This is a genomic window from Marinomonas ostreistagni (assembly GCF_016461785.1).
Lineage (GTDB): Bacteria > Pseudomonadota > Gammaproteobacteria > Pseudomonadales > Marinomonadaceae > Marinomonas > Marinomonas ostreistagni_A.
The window spans coordinates 25459-46770 of record NZ_JAEMUH010000017.1; the positions used below are offsets into that span (position 1 = coordinate 25459).

General features: G+C 43.1%; 18 protein-coding genes. 4 read left to right on the plus strand and 14 right to left on the minus strand.

Annotated features, from left to right (window positions below; all coding sequences use genetic code 11):
• Nucleotides 1-2: 2 nt before the first annotated feature.
• The 7 genes from trpB to JHD44_RS16200 all read right to left on the minus strand — a co-directional run bounded on the left by trpB (nucleotide 3) and on the right by JHD44_RS16200 (nucleotide 7820).
• Nucleotides 3-1214, minus strand: a complete 1212-nt coding sequence (gene trpB / locus JHD44_RS16170; protein ID WP_418903737.1) for a tryptophan synthase subunit beta — start codon at nucleotides 1212-1214, stop codon at nucleotides 3-5.
• Nucleotides 1207-1824 (minus strand): phosphoribosylanthranilate isomerase, encoded by a 618-nt coding sequence (locus tag JHD44_RS16175; protein WP_199463811.1) that lies wholly within the window; start codon nucleotides 1822-1824, stop codon nucleotides 1207-1209. Before JHD44_RS16175 ends, trpB begins: the two co-directional genes overlap by 8 nt.
• The gene (gene truA, locus JHD44_RS16180; protein WP_199463812.1) at nucleotides 1808-2635 is read right to left on the minus strand and encodes a tRNA pseudouridine(38-40) synthase TruA; all 828 of its coding nucleotides are present in this window, start codon (nucleotides 2633-2635) and stop codon (nucleotides 1808-1810) included. The genes JHD44_RS16175 and truA overlap by 17 nt, the downstream gene beginning before the upstream one ends.
• Nucleotides 2628-4931 (minus strand): FimV/HubP family polar landmark protein, encoded by a 2304-nt coding sequence (locus tag JHD44_RS16185; protein WP_199463813.1) that lies wholly within the window; start codon nucleotides 4929-4931, stop codon nucleotides 2628-2630. The genes truA and JHD44_RS16185 overlap by 8 nt, the downstream gene beginning before the upstream one ends.
• A gap of 299 nt (nucleotides 4932-5230) precedes the next feature.
• Nucleotides 5231-6868 carry a chaperonin GroEL gene (gene groL, locus JHD44_RS16190; RefSeq protein ID WP_199463814.1) on the minus strand — a complete coding sequence of 546 codons (1638 nt, stop codon included), beginning with the start codon at nucleotides 6866-6868 and terminating at the stop codon, nucleotides 5231-5233.
• Nucleotides 6869-6924: 56 nt separating this feature from the next.
• Nucleotides 6925-7215 carry a co-chaperone GroES gene (locus tag JHD44_RS16195; protein ID WP_199463815.1) on the minus strand — a complete coding sequence of 97 codons (291 nt, stop codon included), beginning with the start codon at nucleotides 7213-7215 and terminating at the stop codon, nucleotides 6925-6927.
• 128 nt (nucleotides 7216-7343) lie between these two features.
• A complete protein-coding gene (locus JHD44_RS16200) occupies nucleotides 7344-7820 on the minus strand; it encodes an FxsA family protein (RefSeq protein ID WP_199463816.1) in 477 nt (158 codons plus the stop codon).
• A 50-nt stretch (nucleotides 7821-7870) separates the two neighbouring features.
• Between JHD44_RS16200 and JHD44_RS16205 the strand changes: the two genes are divergently transcribed.
• Complete coding sequence (locus tag JHD44_RS16205; RefSeq protein WP_199463817.1) at nucleotides 7871-8182, plus strand: MGMT family protein; 312 nt, start codon at nucleotides 7871-7873, stop codon at nucleotides 8180-8182.
• Nucleotides 8183-8226: 44 nt separating this feature from the next.
• Here the strand turns inward: JHD44_RS16205 and JHD44_RS16210 are convergent, their stop codons facing one another.
• Nucleotides 8227-8712 carry a YajQ family cyclic di-GMP-binding protein gene (locus JHD44_RS16210; RefSeq protein WP_199463818.1) on the minus strand — a complete coding sequence of 162 codons (486 nt, stop codon included), beginning with the start codon at nucleotides 8710-8712 and terminating at the stop codon, nucleotides 8227-8229.
• Nucleotides 8713-8796: 84 nt separating this feature from the next.
• On the opposite strand from JHD44_RS16210, the gene JHD44_RS16215 reads away from it, so the two are divergent.
• Nucleotides 8797-9747: a ketopantoate reductase family protein gene (locus tag JHD44_RS16215; RefSeq protein ID WP_199463819.1), complete on the plus strand. Its 951-nt coding sequence runs from the start codon at nucleotides 8797-8799 to the stop codon at nucleotides 9745-9747.
• A gap of 126 nt (nucleotides 9748-9873) precedes the next feature.
• Here the strand turns inward: JHD44_RS16215 and JHD44_RS16220 are convergent, their stop codons facing one another.
• Together JHD44_RS16220 and JHD44_RS16225 are read right to left on the minus strand one after the other, a co-directional pair.
• On the minus strand, nucleotides 9874-10710 hold the full coding sequence (locus tag JHD44_RS16220) for a S1 RNA-binding domain-containing protein (protein ID WP_199463820.1): 837 nt from the start codon (nucleotides 10708-10710) through the stop codon (nucleotides 9874-9876).
• 65 nt (nucleotides 10711-10775) lie between these two features.
• Nucleotides 10776-11330 carry a DUF1415 domain-containing protein gene (locus JHD44_RS16225; protein WP_199463855.1) on the minus strand — a complete coding sequence of 185 codons (555 nt, stop codon included), beginning with the start codon at nucleotides 11328-11330 and terminating at the stop codon, nucleotides 10776-10778.
• A 155-nt stretch (nucleotides 11331-11485) separates the two neighbouring features.
• Here JHD44_RS16225 and JHD44_RS16230 point away from each other — a divergent pair, with 155 nt between their 5' ends.
• Nucleotides 11486-12718, plus strand: coding sequence for a DEAD/DEAH box helicase (locus tag JHD44_RS16230; RefSeq protein WP_199463821.1), 1233 nt, complete (start codon nucleotides 11486-11488; stop codon nucleotides 12716-12718).
• Between the two features lie 84 nt (nucleotides 12719-12802).
• On the opposite strand, the gene ribA is transcribed toward JHD44_RS16230, so the two are convergent.
• Both ribA and JHD44_RS16240 read right to left on the minus strand, forming a co-directional pair.
• Entirely contained in the window at nucleotides 12803-13408 is a 606-nt protein-coding gene (ribA, locus tag JHD44_RS16235) for a GTP cyclohydrolase II (protein ID WP_199463822.1), read from the minus strand.
• Nucleotides 13409-13487: 79 nt separating this feature from the next.
• On the minus strand, nucleotides 13488-13964 hold the full coding sequence (locus tag JHD44_RS16240; RefSeq protein ID WP_199463823.1) for an Lrp/AsnC family transcriptional regulator: 477 nt from the start codon (nucleotides 13962-13964) through the stop codon (nucleotides 13488-13490).
• A 184-nt stretch (nucleotides 13965-14148) separates the two neighbouring features.
• On the opposite strand from JHD44_RS16240, the gene leuA reads away from it, so the two are divergent.
• A complete protein-coding gene (gene leuA, locus JHD44_RS16245) occupies nucleotides 14149-15822 on the plus strand; it encodes a 2-isopropylmalate synthase (RefSeq protein ID WP_199463824.1) in 1674 nt (557 codons plus the stop codon).
• A gap of 115 nt (nucleotides 15823-15937) precedes the next feature.
• On the opposite strand, the gene JHD44_RS19165 is transcribed toward leuA, so the two are convergent.
• Both JHD44_RS19165 and JHD44_RS16255 read right to left on the minus strand, forming a co-directional pair.
• Nucleotides 15938-16855, minus strand: a complete 918-nt coding sequence (locus JHD44_RS19165; RefSeq protein ID WP_199463825.1) for a diguanylate cyclase — start codon at nucleotides 16853-16855, stop codon at nucleotides 15938-15940.
• Nucleotides 16852-21288, minus strand: a complete 4437-nt coding sequence (locus tag JHD44_RS16255; RefSeq protein WP_199463826.1) for a PAS domain S-box protein — start codon at nucleotides 21286-21288, stop codon at nucleotides 16852-16854. The genes JHD44_RS19165 and JHD44_RS16255 overlap by 4 nt, the downstream gene beginning before the upstream one ends.
• Between the last annotated feature and the right edge of the window lie 24 nt (nucleotides 21289-21312).

Genomic DNA, 21312 nt, shown 5'->3' on the forward strand with positions numbered 1-21312 from the left:
AATTACATCTCCAAACCATCAATTTCTGCAACTGTGTGGATGTCTTTATCACCACGACCCGAAACGTTGATCACAACAATTTTATCTTTCTCCATGGTTGCCGCCAGTTTCATACCATACGCAACAGCATGACTGGATTCTAATGCAGGCATAATCCCTTCAAGACGAGTTAGCTCACGAAATCCATGCATCGCTTCATCATCGTTAATCGCTACATAATTAGCACGACCTACATCTTTTAACCAAGAATGCTCAGGACCAACACCTGGGTAATCAAGACCCGCTGAAATAGAATGTGTACCAAGGATTTGACCATCTTCATCAGCCATGACATAAGTCCGGTTACCATGCAAAACACCAGGACGACCAGCACTTAGAGGTGCCGCATGACGACCTGTTTCAATACCATCGCCTCCGGCTTCAACACCATACATCGCGACACTTTCATCTTCGATAAACGGATAAAACATACCGATCGCATTAGAACCACCGCCAACACAAGCAACGACAGCATCAGGCAAACGCCCTTCTTGCTCTAGACATTGAGCTTTAGTTTCACGACCAATAACTGCTTGGAAGTCACGCACCAATTTTGGGTATGGATGAGGACCGGCTGCAGTACCGATAATGTAGAACGTATCATCAACATTACTCACCCAGTAGCGCATGGCTTCATTTAATGCATCTTTTAAGGTTTTTGTACCCGATTCAACGGGAATAACTTCAGCACCTAAAAGCTTCATACGATACACATTGAGTGCCTGACGACGAATGTCTTCAGATCCCATAAACACTTTACACTTCAAACCTAAGCGAGCCGCAACGGTCGCCGATGCAACGCCATGTTGGCCAGCACCTGTTTCAGCAATAATGTTCGGTTTACCCATGTGTTTGGCAAGTAAAGCCTGACCTATGGTGTTGTTGATCTTATGAGCACCTGTATGGTTTAAGTCTTCTCGCTTCAAGTAGATCTTAGCACCACCCACTTTTTCTGTTAGGCGTTCGGCAAAATATAATGGAGAGGGACGACCAACATAATGCGCTAAATCTTTATCAAAGGCCGCTTGAAACTCAGGATCATTCGACAAAGTTTCATATACTTCGGCCAAATCTTCCAATGCTGACATGAGAGTTTCAGATACAAACACGCCACCAAACTGGCCAAAGCGGCCGTGTTCATCTGGTAAATTCAAGGAAATTTTTGACTTATCCACGTTTAGCTCCATTTATAAACTGCATCACTTTAATGGGATCCTTGACCCCTTTCTGCTGTTCTACACCACCGCTCACATCTACGGCGTAAGGTTGAACTGTATTTACAGCGTCCTCAACATTTTCTGGAGTTAATCCCCCAGCCAAAATCAGGGGCTTTGACAATTCATCTGGAATCAAATGCCAATCGAATACTTCACCTGTACCACCTGGGACACCCGCCTTGTAAGCATCCAACAGCACTGCTGTTGCGCTGGCATAACGACAAGCCTCACTTAATATATCCATTTCAGGCTTCATACGAATCGCTTTGAAATATGGACGCTGCCATTGCTGGCATTGCTCAGGAGACTCATTGCCATGAAACTGCAGTGTCCAACGAGAGCTACCTGATACAACAGACTCAATTAAGGCATCCTCTGCATCAACAAACAATGCGACAGGTGTAATAAATGGCGGTAACTGAGCTACGATTTGGTTTGCTTCTTCTGGAGATATATAGCGAGGACTTTTGTCATAAAAAACAAAACCTAACGCATCTGCACCACAATCCGATGCATGCAATGCGTCCGCTAGATTTGTAATACCACAAATTTTAACGCGGCAAGACATAAGGCGGCTCCTCTTTAAATGGTAAAAAGTGAGGACCTAATGCAGGTTTTGGCACACCGAAATGGTCTGGAAATTCTGCATCCACAAAATACAAGCCATAAGGCGGTGCAGTGACCCCACCTTTTGCACGATCTTTTGCATCAAGCACTTGCTTTGCCCAATCAACAGGTTGCTCACCAGCACCAATCGTCATCAAGACACCTGCAAAGTTACGAATCATATGATGTAAAAATGCATTAGCACGAATATCCAACACTATGTACTGACCAAACTGATCAACCGAAAAGTTTAAAATTGTTCGAACTGGGCTATGTGCTTGACACCCCACCGCACGAAAAGACGTAAAATCATGTGTACCAATAAAATACTCACAAGCAGCTTTCATTGCTTCGACATTTAACGCTTTGTACGTCCAAGTCACGCCCTTGCCCATCACAGCTGGACGAAATTCCGATTGATATATAACGTAACGATATCGGCGACTAACCGCACTAAACCTAGCATGAAATTCTTGAGGGACATTCGCTGCGGCTTTCACTGAAATGTCGGGAGGCAGATGGGTATTCACACCTAGAGTCCAGGCTCTTAAAGGACGTTGAGCACTTGTTTCAAAATGCACCACCTGAGCACTAGCATGAACACCAGCATCGGTTCGACCCGCGCAAATCACACTGACAGTGTGATTTGCAATTTTTGACAGGGCAATTTCTAAATTTTCTTGGACAGTGGCTACATCAAACTTCTGAGCTTGCCACCCTTTATAAGCTGCTCCGTCGTACTCGACGACAAGAGCCAATTTATGTTTACTCACTTGGGAACATTCGCTCCATCATACTACTGGCTTCGGCAACCTGGCTTTCATTACCAGAATTGATTACGTCCTCTAGTATAACACGTGCACCCTCTTCATCACCCATATCCATATAGGCACGAGCTAAATCTAATTTCGTTGCAACCTCATCACCACTTGCATCAAAGAAATCGATCGGCTCTTCATCATCGTCTCCTTCGGATTCGAGATCTTCAGCTGCTTGTTCGGCACCAAATTCTGGTACATCTAAACCGCCAAAATCCTCTTCATTGGCTTCTGCCAACACTTCATCAATGCTTTCTGCCAATGCAGCATCAGGCTCAGCATCGAAAACGGCCGATTCATCTGCATCCTCTTGCTCATCGTCGGTTAAAAGGCTATTTACAAAGGACTCTTCCTCAGAGTAATCAGCATCATCAGATTCAACATCCGAGGCATCGTTAGACTCTTCTGACTGAACATCTAACTCAGATAATGTGTCTTCTAAATCAAAACCATCATCAGAGACCGATTCTTCGACTAAAGGATCTTCCCCCATTAAATCTTCGACAGGGTCAAGGTTTGTCTCTTCTACTTCAAATTCTGCAAATGGATCTTCATTCTCTTCATCCGCTAACTCATCCATCTCGGCACCAAGAGCATCATCAAAACCAGAGTCTGCTGCGACATCATCAAGCTCTGGTACCTCAAACTCATCAAAGGCATCGTCCTCTGGATTCACAACAGGCTCTACTTCTGAAGAGGCCACCGCTTCATCAAAGCCGCCAAAATCATCTTCTTCTGGAACATCAACCTCAAAGTCAAATGCAAAAGGATCTTCTTCCTCAATATGCTCTTCTGGCTCATCAAATGGCTCAGGCTCTTTTTGAGTCACCGTTTCTGCAACGGCTGCAGCGACAGGAGCGGCGGCTGCCGCAGTTGCAACTGGAGCAATATCAAATTCGTCATCGCTTTTGGATTCACTTTCTTTTGAAGGCTTATTTCGACCTGAGCGCTTTATTAACATGCCGACAAGTAAGCCGAGTAATAGAAGAACGGCACCCGCAATGGATAAGATGATGGGATTTCCGAACACCTTATTTGTCCATGAAGCCTCTTCAGCCGCCTCTTGCTCTCGACGAAGCTGGTCTGCTTCAAGCAACTGATCGACGGTATTTTTTTGCTCCTGCATAGCTTGTTGAGCGCTTGTAAATTGCCTCTGGAGCTCAGCCATTTGTTGATCTTTAAGAGTAATTAAGCGCTCTAACGTAGCAAGCTGTTCATTTAGCTCGCCAAGCTTATCGTTTAATTCAGCCTTTTCCCTGACTTCCTTATCTAAAAGCTCATTGGTTGCAGAGAGCTCTGACTCTAGCTCACCAATACGTTGAATATCCGCTTCATTCGAGCTTGCATTCTCTTCCGGCAAAACACTCTGACCCGAAGCTAAACGCAAAGTATCAGTCGCGACTTTGGCATCAGCAGGTTTGACATTACTCATTGCCTGAGTATTCATTTGCTCTTTGCTGATCAAATCATTTAAAGAACCAGCTTGTTTCAGCGCCATCCAAGCGGCATGCTGACGCTCAAACTCTTCTTCTGAAGTGGCCTTATTGAAAAGCGCAATTTGCTCTCTCGTTGGTAAGCGAAGCACCGCTCCTTCACGGAGCAAATTGATATTATTGGCATAAAACGCATTTTTATTTAGCGCTTGTATAGCCATCATTGTTTGGTAAATGGTTAGCTGATTGTTAGGTCGATTGGCGCCAGCAATGGACCAGAGTGTGTTTCCTTTCTCAACATTCAGTTCACCTTTTATTGGCATCTTCGCGGCTTGTTGAGATTCATTACGAAACACTTGATTGGATGAAGCTTGAGATTCAGAAGGTGTTACTGATTGAACCACCTCTGGTTGTGCTTTTTCTACTAGAGCGGAGCGATTTAAGGGCTCTCTGTACTCTCTAACTACCTGCCCGTTTGGCCACCCAGCAGCAAGAACGAAATTTAATTGTTCAACATCTAGAGGAGCTTGAGATTGAATCGCGACAGACAACTGTCCATTTTCACGAACTACATTAAAGCGAAGTTGTGACAAGGTCCTCGTCAGAGGTAATCCTGCTTGTCTAAATTCACTTTCCGAACCTAAGCGAATGGAAATGTCGTTTGGCGTTAAGCCATCTACATCAGTAAGTTGAATCCTACCACGGTATGGCTCATCAAATTGAGATTGGGAAGTCAGTTCACCTAATTCCAATGCATATCCGTTGGACATATACAGTGCGCTGGAAACGGCTAAACTAATCAGCGTTTTTTTGAGCATAAGCTTCCCTTTCTTGTTAAGAACTGACGACAAGTTTAGCTCAAGTATCTTATACAGGTGATCATTTATCAATAGCTTTAGAATCAATGGTTTGGCTAATGTCAGACTTTGACCATCGTCTAACATACAATTGGCAATCAATGAATAGCCACAAATCCTGCTTTTAACCTATAACATCAGAAATAGAAATGTTAAAAAGCCCTATCTATTATCTAACAAACACAAAAAAAGCCCTACAAATGTGTAGGGCTTTTAAAAGATATTACGCTGAAATCAAGAAGCAAATGCAATCCCTAGGATCACATCATGCCGCCCATTCCACCCATGCCGCCCATATCAGGCATAGCTGGAGCGCCACCTTCTTGTGGAATGTCAGCAATCATTGCTTCAGTTGTGATCATTAGTCCAGCAACAGACGCGGCTGCTTGAAGTGCTGAACGAGTAACTTTAGCTGGATCAAGGATACCCATTTCGATCATGTCGCCGTAAACACCCGTTGCAGCGTTGTAACCGAAGTTGCCTTCGCCCTGCTTAACTTTGTCTACTACAACAGACGCTTCGTCTCCCGCATTTGAAACGATCTGACGCATTGGCGATTCCATTGCACGAAGGGCTAGCGCGATACCAACGTTTTGGTCTTCGTTGTCGCCTTCAAGAGTAGACAGCTTAGACAGAGCACGTACAAGTGCAACACCACCACCCGCTACAACACCTTCTTCAACTGCTGCGCGAGTTGCATGAAGAGCATCGTCTACACGAGCTTTTTTCTCTTTCATTGCTACTTCAGTCGCTGCACCAATCTTGATAACGCCAACACCACCAGCAAGTTTTGCAACACGCTCTTGTAGTTTCTCTTTGTCGTAATCAGACGTTGAGTTAGCCATTTCTGCACGGATCTGTTCAACGCGAGCAGAGATAGAAGCATTGTCGCCTGCACCATCAACAATCGTAGTGTTTTCTTTTGTCAATGTAACACGCTTAGCAGTACCTAGTTGATCAAGAGTTGTACCTTCTAGCGTTAGGCCAACTTCTTCAGAGATAACTGTTGCACCTGTTAAGATAGCGATATCTTGAAGCATTGCTTTACGGCGGTCACCGAAACCAGGTGCTTTTGCCGCAGCAACTTTCACGATGCCACGCATAGAGTTAACAACCAAAGTCGCCAACGCTTCGCCTTCTACGTCTTCTGAGATAATTAGCAGAGGACGTGACGCTTTAGCAGACGCTTCCAAAGTAGGTAGCAAATCACGGATGTTAGAGATTTTCTTATCAACTAGAAGGATGAATGGGTTTTCAAGTTCCGCACTCATTGTTTCTTGGTTGTTGATGAAGTAAGGAGATAGGTAGCCGCGATCAAACTGCATACCTTCAACCACAGCTAGCTCGTCTTCGAAACCAGAACCTTCTTCTACAGTGATCACACCTTCTTTACCAACGCGCTCCATTGCTTCAGCAATGATCTTACCAACTGAGCTGTCAGAGTTTGCAGAAATTGTACCTACTTGCTCAATCGCACGAGTGTCAGCACAAGGTGTAGAAAGGCTTGCGATCTCAGCTACAACAGCAGTAGTCGCCTTGTCGATACCACGCTTAAGATCCATTGGGTTACGACCTGCAGCAACAGCTTTAAGACCTTCTGTAACGAAAGCTTGTGCTAGAACTGTTGCTGTTGTTGTACCGTCACCTGCTACATCGTTTGCTTGTGAAGATACTTCTTTAACCATTTGAGCACCCATGTTCTCAAAACGGTCTTCAAGTTCGATCTCTTTAGCAACCGTTACACCATCTTTAGTCACTAGCGGCGCACCGAATGATTTTTCGATAACTACGTTGCGACCTTTTGGTCCAAGTGTAACTTTTACAGCGTCCGCTAGTACGTTAACGCCTTTCAGCATTTTTTGACGTGCACTGTCTGAGAATTTTACTTCTTTAGCCATTTTCTCTAATCCTAAATTTATTAATTTACGCTAATCGTTGATTAAACAAACAAGACTTAGGCTTCGATAATGCCGTAGATTTCGTCTTCTTTCATGATAAGTAACTCTTCGCCATTTAGCTTAACTGCTTGACCAGAGTACTGACCGAATAAAACGGTATCACCTACTTTTACTGCAAGCTCGCGTAAGTCACCGTTAGACTGAATACGACCCGTGCCCACAGCCAAGACTTCACCCTGAGTTGGTTTCTCAGTGGCAGACCCTGGTAGAACGATACCAGATGCAGTAGTTGTTTCTTCTTCTTTACGGCGAACAACAACGCGATCGTGCAAAGGACGAATATTCATTGATCTATATCTCCAAAGTTAATCAATACCAGGACTCCCCTGGCCGGATTAGCCCCACTCTTCTGGCGGGATTCGTTATCGAATTGATTTATGCGGCTAGCCCATTTTTTTTCAAGGGCCAAAAACAACTATTTTTTCTCAATGTGATCTTTTTTTTCGGTTTCAGAGCGGTATTCACCATCGATGATATCCTCTCGTGTGTAATGACCTTGTGAATCACGGGTAGACCATGCCGCACGCATGTTCATGCGACTTTTTAGAAAATCTAGAGATACCTTAGCAGCAACTGCTTTTCGTAAGGGTGAAATCAACAGCAGTGCACCAATAGCATCCGTCACAAAGCCAGGAATTAACAGACAGACGCCGGCAAAAGCCAGCATGATACCTTCTGCCATTTCGGAGGCAGGCAGTTCACCTCGGCGCATTTTCTCTTGCGCACTGCGATGGGTTTCAAAGCCTTGGCGACGAATTAACGTAATACCGATAATGGCGGTCAAAAACACAAGTGCAATGGTGGTCAAGCTGCCGATTTGTGAGCCAACTTTTATCAATACGGAGAGCTCAACCACAGGAATTAATATAAAAAGCAATAATGCAAAACGCATGGTAACCTTCTTTCTTTCTGATTGTATCTTTGACTATTTAGGGGTGATTCTTGGCGAATCAAGAGACAGAGGCATTTAAAACACGTGTTCTATTTGTTCTTGCACACTTAGAGGAAGGTGAAATCACTTCATACGGTGAACTTGCAAGACAAGCCGGCAATGCGCGCTACGCACGGTTAGTCGGGCAGATTTTAAAAAAATTGCCCTCGGACACTCATCTGCCTTGGTATCGAGTTGTAAATAGCCAACACAGGATTAGTTTCATCGAAGGAACAGATGCTTACGAACGACAAAAAGTGAAATTAGAACAAGAAGGCTGGATTGTGGTAGGTCAAAAGCTCATGCAAAAAGAGGCGCACTAGGCACCTCTTCGAAAACATCATCTTGCTATGTTCATCACACAGTATCAGTCACGGAAGTTATTGAACTGCACTGGCAAATCAAGGTCCGCGCCACGCAATAACTGCATCACTTGCTGCAGATCATCACGTTTTTTACCTGTCACACGCAACTGTTCACCTTGAACTTGCGCCTGCACTTTGATCTTGCTGTCTTTGATCATTTTAACGATTTTCTTCGCTTCAGCCTGATCGATACCTTCTTTTAGCTTAATCTCTTGAGTCGCGCGTAAATTACCTTCAACCACTGGACCACGATCCAATGTCTTAAGGTCGATACCACGATTGACCAATTTCTGCCCCAAGATATCCATCATCTGACGCAATTGCATTTCTGCCTTGGCTTCAAGGACAACAGCTTGCTTATCTTTTACAGTAAAGCTCGCATCAATTCCTTTAAAGTCATAACGTGTTGAAACTTCACGATTTGATTGGTCTACTGCGTTCGTTACTTCGTGCCAGTTCAGCTCAGAAACGATGTCAAAAGATGGCATTTTGGCCTCCTCCATTCGATATTTACTCTTTGGGGCGGCATAATAGCAGGCTTACCGTTAAAAAACTTCTAATACGAGGCTTAAATGACAAAAGATGAGTGGTTAGTAGTCGGCAATGGCGCCATCGGCTTACTGTGGGCGAGCAAGTTACGCCAGTTAGGTGAGCCTGTTACCGTTCTATGCCGTCGCGATGTACCAAGCGACTTACTCACTGTCGAAGACTTAGATGAAGATGGATCTCAGCAATACACAGAATATGACATTCGTTTTATTTCCAAAGATCAGCTCGAAGGCAAATACACTAAGGTTCTCCTTTGCACTAAAGCATTTGATCTCGTTGCGGCCTATTTAGATATTCGCAAGCACACAAAAAAACGCGGTCTAGTTGCCACCCTATGCAATGGCTTAGGCGCTCAACATGACTTAATTGCACACCTTAAAAAACACCAGAATTTGTGGGCTGGTACCACTAGCGAAGGTGCTCAGAAGCTCAGCATCAACCGCGTTAAAAAAACGGGCCTAGGAGATACTTTTTTTGGGTTGTTAACGGATGCGGATGAAAACTTCTTTGGTAAAGAGTTTCCATACCCAGGTGTTCAGTGCGAAAACATTGAACGCAGACTTATTGAAAAACTGGCCATCAACGCGGTGATAAACCCACTTACGGCCATTTTCTCAGTTCGCAATGGCCAAGTTCTTGAAACGCCAATACGAGAGATTTTTGATGCCGCCGTGGCTGAACTTGCTCAGATCATGCAATCAAGTACGTTTAAGTATGCGGAACTGGTATCCGATTTATCACACGACCAATTGCACAACCGAATCGCAAACGTAGCTCGTCTAACCGCGCTAAACTGCTCATCTATGTTCGAAGACATTCGTAACCATCGTAAAACAGAAAACGAGTACATCTCGGGTTTTTTCCACCGTCAAACTTCAAACGGTCAGGCCCCCCTTCAAGACGCTTTCTATGCGGCTCTAAACGACCAGAGTAATTTGGAAATGCACAAAAAAAAGCTTCTAGAAATGTTCTAGAAGCTTCTTACAATTTCCATAAAAGCCACATCAGAACGCGGCACGTACGACCCGATTCCATCGGGGATAGAATCCTTTATCGCCATCATGAGATGGCTCGTACAACCTGCTTAGAACCTGATAGGCTTACTTTTTAAGCATTGTTTTATCTTTCGATAAAATGACTTTTTGATCTTTATACAGCGCACCTAGTGCTTTCTTAAACGTCGCCTTGCTAACTTTAAACGTTTTGAAGATGGTATCCGGTGCGCTCTTATCTGTCAGGGGCATTTCGCCACCGTTCAGCTCCATATGCTCGATAATTTCTTCTAACAAACCTGTTACCTTTTTATAACCTGTCTGCTGTAGGCTTAAATCAATCTTACCGTCTTCACGAACACGTTTGATAAATGCTTTTAAGTGATCGCCTTTGTAAACGCGACCCACGACATCTTGGAAAAACAAAACACCCCAGTAACGGCTATCGACAATACACTTATAGCCAATATCTGTACGATCACCGATAATAATGTCTACTTGCTCACCAGTACGGTACGAAGGCTCATCACGATTCAACAAGCGGTCAACTTTTGTCGTCGCAACAATTCGGTTCGTTGTCTGATCCAAGTAAACAAAAAGAAGATGAGCCTGACCTTCTTCGACGCGAGTTTTTTGTTGGCCAAAAGGCACTAACAGGTCTTTTGGCAGCCCCCAATCAAAAAATGCACCGACCTGGTTAACAGAAACCGCTCGTAACCCTGCAAACTCGCCAACCTGAACTTTTGGTACAAGAGTCGTGGCAATCAATTCGTCCTCAGAGTCTAAGTAAACAAACACTTCCAACTCATCACCGATGCGCAGACCGTTAGGCACATAACGTTTAGGTAATAGAATTTCACCTAGTTGATCTGCATCGAGGTAGACGCCGAAATCTTTTTCTTTCACTACGCGTAAGCGGTTCATGCGTCCGATATTGGTTGGCATATTGACTCCAAGGAATTAAGTAAGGCCGCGCACTATACACGCAACCAAGTAAAAGTAAACGGTGTTTAAACTTGTGTCATGCATTGCTGCATAAGTTTAGCCAAAGCCTCATGGCCAGTCTCTTCCATTAATTTAATATTACGATCAGGTATGGTTGCCGTATCGCCATAAAATTCAATGGCTTTTTCCAAACTCGCTTCACGTAATATATGCAACATTGGGTAAGGTGAACGGTTTGTGTAGTTACTGACATCGTCTTGCTCTGTACCCGAAAAGCAGTACTGTGGGTGGAATGTCGCTAACTGATACACCCCTTCACAGCCTTGCTCATACATTAACTCTTCTGAATCATCGACAAAATCCAAGTAGTTAACAAAGTCCTGAAACATCGTAGGAAATATCATTAATGTCGTTTCCACGTCAGGGTTTTGATCCAGAAAATCAATCTCCGCCATCAACTCCTCAAGTGCTATCATCGTTTGGCGAGATCGCACTACAACATACCGCACTGAGCCACGCTCCACTTCACGCTTTGCAAAGGGGCATACGTTCATAGCAACGATAAAAGAACTGACCCACTTTTGTGTTTGGGCGACCACTAACTCTTCGGTTAAGTGCATGAAATAAACCTCGTAATTTTTCGACATTTTATTTCATTCCCAATAAGCGGTCTAATGTCTAACAAGAATTAATGAAATTAAATGAAAGAAATCAACGCCCACAACAGGACAATGATACAATCACTCTACAATTTACGTTTTAATTGAGAGCATACATGTCCTTTTCCGAATTAGATCTGGATTTTACCATTACGCAAGCCATTGAAGACATGGGGCTTAGCGAACCAACACCGATCCAAGAGCAAGCGATCCCGCTTGCTATGGATGCCCAAGATATTCTTGCCTGCGCTGCAACAGGTACAGGCAAAACTCTAGCGTTTGCTGCACCTGTTGTGCAGCACATTTTAGACCGTGACGAAGAATCGAGCCTGGCGCCTAAATCGTTAGTGCTTGCCCCTAGTCGTGAGTTGGCACGACAAATATTCCAAGTGTTTGAACAACTTTTGACTCATACTCGTATCAAGTTACAAGTGATTGTCGGCGGCACACCTTACGGCATGCAACAACAGCAATTGAGTGAGCCTTGTGACATTCTAATAGCCACTCCGGGCCGTTTAGTCGAGCTAGATGAAAAAGGCTGGTTAGACTTCAGTGATTGCTCAATGTTTGTCATCGATGAAGCGGACCGAATGCTTGATATGGGCTTTATTGATGCCGTGAAACATCTTGCTAAACAGCTACCGAAAGAACATCAAACATTGATGTTCTCGGCGACCATTGATGGCGAAAAAATGAGTCGTTTCTCTCGCTCTTTACTAAATGAAGAAGCGGAAACCATTCAACTAACGGATTCACCACGCACAGTACCAAGCCAGATCAAACAGGTCGCACTGCGTGTTGACGATGACGCCCATAAAGAAGCGTTACTCAAACACCTACTATTGCAAGAACGCGTTCAGCAGGCAGCATTATTTGTTTCTAACCGTGACCACGTCGATGTATGGGTACAGCGCATCCGTAAATGGGGCCTACGATGTGACGGTCTTCACGGCGAAATGAAGCAAAGCGACCGTAACGATCACCTAAAGCAAATGAAGAAGGGACGCTTGCAAGTATTAGTTGCTACAGATGTGGCGGCACGAGGGATCGACCTTCCGGAAATTAATACGGTCATTAACCTTCGCCTACCGCGCCGGGCTGACTCCTATGTTCACCGTGCTGGCCGCGCATCACGCGAGGGAAATCCTGGTGAGTGCTATTCGTTGGTTGATATGCATGATTTGCCGATGATGGAAAAAATCCAGCGCTACATGCAAGCCCCTATCGCCTTCAGTAAAATAGAAGGTTTGGAGCCAAAGACTAAGATCCGCGCAGCAAGCGTGACTAAGTCGAAGAAAAAGCCAAGCAAGAAGAAAATTGCAGCCGGCAAAGCTAAGAAAAAGAAATAATCTTAAGCTAAACAAAAACAAAGGGAGCTATTAATAGCTCCCTTTGTTTTATAACTGTTACACAATCAATCTAAATACAACAATTTAGTCAAATTTGATGGTGTGCTGCTTATGACGTACTTTTGCTTCTAAGTAGTTGCGATTGTGCTGGTTAACATGCACTTGTGTCGGCACAAGCTCTGCAACATCAACACCGTTTTGAGTCAGTTGTTCAGCCTTGTCAGGGTTATTTGTTAGTAAGCGAACTTTATCAACACCTAGCGCCTTTAACATGCGCGCCGCGATACCAAAGTCACGGCTATCCTGAGGCAAGTGCAACATTTCGTTCGCTTCGTAAGTGTCATAGCCTTGATCTTGTAATGCGTAGGCTTCAAGTTTTGCATACAGACCGATACCGCGTCCTTCTTGGCGCAAATAAAGAATATAACCACCTTCTTCATTAATTCGATCGATGGCCTCATCCAATTGCTCACCACAATCACATCGGCCAGAGCCAAATACATCACCAGTCAAACACTCTGAATGAATTCGCACTAAAGGAGTTTCATGCTTTACCCCTGCAATGCCTGCAAAAGAAATAGCGATATGCTCTTTACCACTCTCATCGCCATTGAACGAAATAAACTCGGCCATGACGTCACCAGCTCGAACTGGAATCACTACTCGACGCTTAACCGTTAATTGATCCATTGATACTGCTCTCTTACATAAAAAATAATGTTCTATATGTGAACATTATAAAGGTTTTCAATCCCACAACTAAGGAAAACTATAATAAGTGCCCTAGTGGCAACGAAGTATTTTCCTTAATACTACGTAATAAGAAGCTAGATTGGACGCCACTAACACCTGGAATTCTTGTTAATTTTCCTAACAAAAAATCATGATACTTTTCCATGTCTTCAACTACGACTTCAACAAGGTAATCACAGTTTTGTCCGGTTACTAGGTTGCAAGCACGCACCTCAGGAAATGAGTTGACCTGCTCCTCAAATACTGTAAAACGATCAGGCGTGTGTCGATCCATACTGATCTGAATAAATGCCGTCAGTTTTAGCCCTAACTCAGATCGTTTAAGTAACATGACTTTTCGATCAACAATACCGCTATCCTCTAATGCTTTGACACGACGCAGGCAAGGTGAAGGGGACAAACCAACACGATCTGCGAGCTCTTGATTGGTCAAGCTAGAATCTTGCTGTAATTCTTGCAAGATTCGCACATCAATTCTATCCAAACTAACCATTCAGCCACCAAAAATTAATTTCTTAGAAATTTAAGCAATATTATTCCAAAATAAAGCCAAAAAACTGCTAAAAACGCAATCATTTTCCGGTAAAATTTAGATACACTATTTCTTGTCGAAAGATGCTAACCGCATTCGAACTAATACAGGCTACCAGCCTATCTACTTATGGAAGGAAAAGAATATGAGTTCTTTTGATCACACTAAATATCGTCCGTTTGAGCCGGTTTCAATCAAAAACCGCACTTGGCCAGACCAAGAAATCACAACTGCTCCAATTTGGGCAAGCGTTGACCTGCGTGACGGCAACCAAGCTCTGGTTGAACCAATGACTGTGGATCAAAAGAAAGAGTTTTTTAAGCTGCTTGTAGATGTAGGCTTTAAGGAAATCGAAGTAGGCTTCCCTGCTGCTTCACAATTAGATTTTGACTTTGTTCGCTGGCTGGTAGAAGAAGACCAGGTACCAGACGATGTATACATTCAAGTATTAACTCAAGCGCGCCCAGAATTGATTGAGCGTACTTACGAATCTTTGAAAGGTGCTAAGAAAGCTGTTGTTCACGTTTACAACTCAACGTCTAAAACTCAGCGCGAGCAAGTATTTCGTCTAGGCAAAGACGGTATCAAAGATATTGCTGTTAAAGGCGCTCAGTGTGTTAAAGAACACGCTGCAAAACATCCTGAAACAGAATGGGTATTCCAATACTCACCTGAAAGCTTCACTGGCACTGAAACGGACTTTGCAGTAGAAGTATGTGATGCCGTGATCGATGTATGGCAACCAACACCAGAGCACAAATGCATCATCAACTTACCTGCTACGGTTGAAGTCACCACGCCAAATCGCTTTGCAGATCAAATCGAATATTTCTGTCGTCATATTCGCAAACGTGACAGCATTATCATCAGCCTACATACGCACAACGATCGTGGCTGTGGTGTTGCCGCTGCTGAACTTGGTTTAATGGCAGGCGCAGACCGCATTGAAGGTACATTGTTAGGAAATGGTGAACGTACCGGTAATATGGATGTTGTGACCATGGCCATGAACATGTACAGCCAAGGTGTTGACCCTGAATTGAACTTTGCTGATATGGACCGCGTAATCAGCGTTGTTCAGTCATGCACACAATTGCCTGTTCACCCACGCCATGCTTACGCTGGCGAGTTGGTCTTCACGGCATTCTCAGGCTCTCACCAAGATGCCATTAAGAAGTGTTTGGCGAACCAAACAGATGATAAACCTTGGGATGTGGCTTACTTGCCAATTGACCCACGCGATATTGGCCGTAGCTACCAAGAAGTTATCCGTGTAAACAGTCAGTCAGGTAAAGGTGGCGTTGCCTTTGCACTTGAGCAAGAGTACGGCTTGGCCTTACCGCGTTGGTTACAAGTTGAACTAAGCCCAATCGTTCAGCGATTCTCAGAAGAAGATGGCGGCGTTATTGAAGCAGCGGACATGAAGCGCCTTTTTGAAGAAAACTTTATGACAGCTTCCGCTCCATACGCATTGGGTAACTACGAGCTTAGCAAGAAAGATCGTGATAGCGTGACCGCTGAGCTAACCCATAAAGATGGCAATATTTCAGTACAAGGTGAAGGCAATGGTGCGCTGTCAGCCTTTACCAGTGCACTAAGTGAACAATTCAACATTCGAGTAGACATTGTTCAGTACCAAGAACACGCTTTAACTGTCGGCAGTGATTCACAAGCGATTGCGTACATTCAAGCAAACATCGATGGAGAACGTTACAACGGCGTAGCCATTGATAACGACATTGTGTCAGCTTCTATCCAAGCAGTACTTGCGACAGTAAACCAAAAAGTTAGCGCTTCAGAACAGGCGAACGTTGCATAACCCCCGCAACGTTAGTTTGAAACTGGGGTGAGTGGCAAAACCATCGCCCCAGATATGAAAAAGCCGAGCATCTACCCTGCTCGGCTTTTCAAATTATTGCAGTACTCTAATATGACTATGCATCATCAATTACCACTTTATTGCGGCCTGAATTTTTTGCTTCGTACAAAGCATTATCCGCCCTTTTGATAAGTTCGAACTGCTTTTCATCCCCATCATACATACAAACACCGACACTCACGGTAAGGTCTAAGTCGTTAGACTCATAAATATAGGGCTGCTCCGACAATAGCGTACGGTATCTTTCGCAAGCAATAGCTGCTTCACGAACATTAGTATGAGGCAGAATCAAACCAAACTCTTCTCCACCAATCCTACCGAATACATCACCACTACGTTGATCACTGATTAGTCGATTAGCCAACTCTTTTAAAACGTAATCTCCAGCATCATGACCATAGGTATCATTTATCATTTTGAAATGATCAATATCTAACACGGCAACACTTAAAGGTTGATCGTGGCGCTTTGATTTACCCATTTCATCTTTTAAAGCATTCTCAAATGCTCTTCGATTTGGCAAATTTGTAAGATAATCCGTTGTTGACAATGCTTTTAAGCGGGCATTCGCAATAAGTAATTCTTTTCGCATTTCAGCCAATCGCGTCACTGCAATGATCTTAGCTAACAATACCTTATGTTGTACGGGCTTACTCAAAAACGCATCCGCACCGGCTTCAATACAGTACAAGATATCGTCTTCAGCATCCGAGCCACTTAAAAAGATAATGGGAATCCAGTTCGCAGCATAAGACCCTTGATGAGCACGAATCTCCGAGACAGCCTCTACTCCAGATTTATTAGGCATATTTAGATCAACAATGAGAACGTCTAACTCGCTTTCATGCTCAAGAAAATAACTGATTAACTCATTTCCATCAGATACTTCATATACGGTATGACCAAGTTTCTTCAAATGCAGTTTCAACAGCATTCGATCCGAAGGGGCATCTTCCGCAATTAATATATTCACACGAGTCTCCCAGACTGCCTTAAGGCTTCTAGAACATAGTCTAATTCTCTGGCTATCCCTGCAACTTGAGACGATGCGTCTTTGATCGCTTCGTTTTTAGCTTGCTGCTCCAAAGTTAGAGCAAGCTGGCTTAAACGCATTGCACCAATGTTTGCACTGACTGATTTTAAACTGTGGGCAGGCCGATAAAATTGCTCTTGCTCTGAATTCTCTGCAATAGCTTGGTTAAGCGCCTTCATAATACCTTCAGAATCTTCTACAAAAGCGAGAACAACCTCTTTGACTTGGTCCCCTAAAAGCTCTTCTAAGCCAGATAATACCGTATCATCTAAGGCCACGTGGTTTAGTACATCTTCCACTTCTATCTTCTCTTTTTCCGTGGTTACATTCGAATCAACATTCAGCCAGCTCGCTACAGCACGTATTAATTCACTTCCTTTAAATGGCTTCGTAATGTAGCCATCTCCTCCCGCCGCATAAACTTGCTCCATTCGATCAGGGTGAATGTCAGCGGTTAAGGCTAATATAGGCGTCTTCATAGCCAATGAAAGCTGCTGTTCTTTTTCACGAATTAATTTAATGGCTTCTAAACCATCCATTACTGGCATATGAAGATCCATTAAAATAATGTCTGGACTAAACTCTTCCCACCTCTCAACCGCTTCCACTCCATTCTCTGCAGTTTCGATTAACAAATCATAATGCGCCAACATACCTTTAACGACAGCTAAATTTGCTTTCATATCCTCAACGACCAACAGCTTCGCAGAAGGCATTTCAATTTCGTTATAGTTCTCATCACTAAGTGTAGCAATTGAATAACTTTGATCAATAATTCTGCTTTTAGCAAATGGCATGGTTAAAATAGTATCAAATCCCGCTTTTAAATCTCTTACACTTGCAGGTTTATTAAGGCAAACATCAATATCAGCGCCTTTTAGATCTTCACTGCTTAAGGTACCAGCAGATGAGATCATCATAATATGAGGTCGCATATCCTCAGATATCATATCCTTCAGTAACTCCGCTAACTTAACACCATCCATTTCGGGCATTAAGTAATCTAGAATCAATAAGTCATAAGGGACAGATTGCTTAGCGGCATCAACTATTTTATCAAGCGCTATAACAGCACACTGCTCAAATTCTGCCTCAATAGAACATTGATTTAATTGATTTCGAAGTATCGACAAGTTTGTAGCGTTATCATCCACTACTAACACTTTTTCAAAGTGATCAAGCTTAGTGGCACTCACAGGAGGCTCAACGTTCTCAGCTAAAAGTAAAGGTAAAGAAACCTTAAAGACACTACCTACATCTACTTGACTGGTTACACCAATCTCTCCTCCCATCAGCTCTACCAGTTGTTTGGTTATAGCTAGACCTAATCCCGTTCCACCAAATTTCCGAGTCGTCGAGTTATCAGCTTGTACGAATGCCTTAAACAGTTGCTCAATAGCTTCTTCAGAGATGCCTATACCAGAATCAAGCACCTGAATATCGATGATAACTTCATTTTCTTTCGTACTTGGTGACCCATCCAGACGAATAATTACTTGGCCTCGCTCAGTAAACTTAATCGCATTACCAACCAAATTTGTAAGAACCTGTCTAATTCGATAGGCATCTCCATGAACAAAAGCGTTTTCGTTTAAATTAAATTCAACAAGTAGTTCAATACCTTTTGATTCAGCTTTGACAACTAATAAACGAGAAAGATCATAAACTAACGCCTCTAAATCAAAGTCAATCTCATCAAGCGAAAAGTGACCAGACTCAATTTTTGAGAAGTCTAGGATTTCATTAATGAGTTCTAATAGGCTTTCACCTGAACTTCGAATAATACTTAAATAATTATGCTGCTGTTTATTTAAAGAGCTACTCGACATAATCTCAGCCATGCCTAGAACGCCGTTTAACGGTGTTCTAATTTCATGTGACATAGTCGCTAGGAAATTACTTTTTGCCTGGCTTGCTCGAATAGCTTCTTCCCTAGCCTCTTTTAAAACAGCTTCGGTTTCATAACGCTCGGTTACATCAATATTTGTTCCAAAAAGATACAAAGGCTGCCCATCTTGGTCAGTAGCAGTCCGAGCATTTGCTTTGATGTACCTAATTTCACCATCTTCACGAATAATACGGAAAACTATGTTCAAATCTTGATGTGCTTCAATCACTCGATCTGATTCATGTCGTACATATTCGAGATCTTCGGGATGAATTAGCGATTCCCAAAAATTATAATCAACTACTTCATCTTTCCTTGCTAAGCCATACAGCTCAAACATACGCTGATCCCAAATAAGAGATGCTCGCTGAATATCCATTTCCCAAACACCAATACCAGCTGATTCTGTTGCAATACTAAGTCTGTTTTGGGCTTTGTTAACTTCCGACTCTATTTTCAGGCGAGCTGAGATATCACGCGCGTGAATGATGTAACCTTTTAAATTGCCATCATCGTCCATTATTTTGCTTCGCACATTTTCAGCAATAAATTCAGCCCCGTCTGCTCGACGGTAACGCATTTGATACTCTGCAAGTTCCGGCGTATTCCGATCAGTGTAAGCTTGTGCGACGGTTAAAAAGTCATCGTTCTTAGCATATAAAAAGTCTGGGCTTTGGCCTATCAGATCACTTTCACGATACTTGAAGAGCTCCAATGTATGAGGATTTGCCATGACAATACGTCGATCACTATCCGTCACAACAATCGCTTCAGGAGCATCCATAAACAGCGAACGAAACAACTCCATTTGCTGATGGAGCGCATTTTCAGCAAGTTTCTGTTCAGAGATGTCATGGAAAGCCAGAACACTTACCAAGCTTTCATGTTCACCACCTTCAACTGGCGTACAGGAAAATTTGACCGGGAACTCGTCACCTTTATCCGTATAAAAATTAGCGCCCTTGCTGCTAATTTTGTGCCCCCGTTTAATCGCGTGAGTGATCAGGTTCTCATAGTGTGTTAGCCCTGGTGTTTTACGTGATCTATCCCTTAACAGATAAGTTATTGGTTGACCAATTAACTGCGCTTGATCCACTTGAATTAGGTTTGCTGCCGCAGGATTAACAAAAGTTATTTTGCAATTCTGATCAACCCCTACAATGCCATCATGAACAGATTCAAGTATTAAACGTTGTTGTACGTCGGCAGCTTTGGCAACTTTTTGTTCTTGATCTTTTGCCAGCTCACTTTGGAGCCATTGGCCAAACAGTTTAACGAGTTCATATTCATCTTCACTAAAATCCTGCTGCCTCGCATCTGGGCTTGAAAAGTTTAGCGTCCCCCAAACCGAGCTAGCGACTTTTAACGAAACGCCCAGATATGCCTCTAACTGGAAAGTTTGATAACAAGGATGCGTTGCAATCTCGCTTTGGCCTGCATGGTAAAACCCCGTCACTTCGCCTCGATTTAGTGTATGAACGCAATAGCACTCTCCAAGATCAAACACCATTCCCGGCTCAGGCCCACCAATCCCTTGCATTACTTGATAATTTTGACCCTCAACATGACTCACAATACCAACTGGCAAATTCAAAATGGTACAGCCTAACTTAAGGACAGCCTGAGTCTTTTCCTCAAGGCTGGAGTCCATATCCGTCGTGATTTCATAAAACTGCTTTAAACCATTGGTAATACGTTTCAGAGGGGTCTGATCTCTGATACAAATATTCACCCCAACTACTTCATTAGCTACGTATTTTGGTGTAAACGAGCATGTGGCGTAACGAGTATGGAGATCATTTGCATGACCTGTTAGCTGGACAGTTATATCTTCATAAACATGTTCTCCAGCTAACGCTTTTAAAATTAAAGGCTTTACCGTTTCAAATTGTTTCTGGCCAACTAATTCTTCAACCGTTGTACCAATTATTTCTTCACGGCTTTTGTGGAATGCTATTTCATAGTACTTGTTGACATATACATAATTAAAATTTTGATCAACGGAAGAAATCAAAAATGGTAGGTCATCCGTAATATTAGTGCATCCATCAATACTAGGAGAAAAGCTAGGAAGAGAACCTTTTGAGGAAAGCAGTGTATGTATTAAAGGTAAAGCCTCATGAATAATATGTGAGTCGACATAAAGAGGAACACCCAATGATGCGTAATTTGAAACATTAAACCACTCTAAAGACCGAATAGAATTTGATGACATTGGCTTAATTATGCCTTCCTCGACATACAAACCTTCTCCACTTTCAACGACAACAGCCCAATGTGATACAGCCCCCACCTTTTCAAGTAGTACCGCTAAAGAACGAAACTCAGAAAAAATGCCTGAAAACGAGAGAGTCCACTCAATGGGATGGGGAAACAGCGGGGGTTCATTAAAGTTCATAAACGTCTCTTTAGAAAAGAATTCGAATCCACTCAGAAACTTACTATTACATCCTAGACCATTACCAGCAACTTTTTCTTTTCTCATATCAAAAACTGCTTTGCATATTTA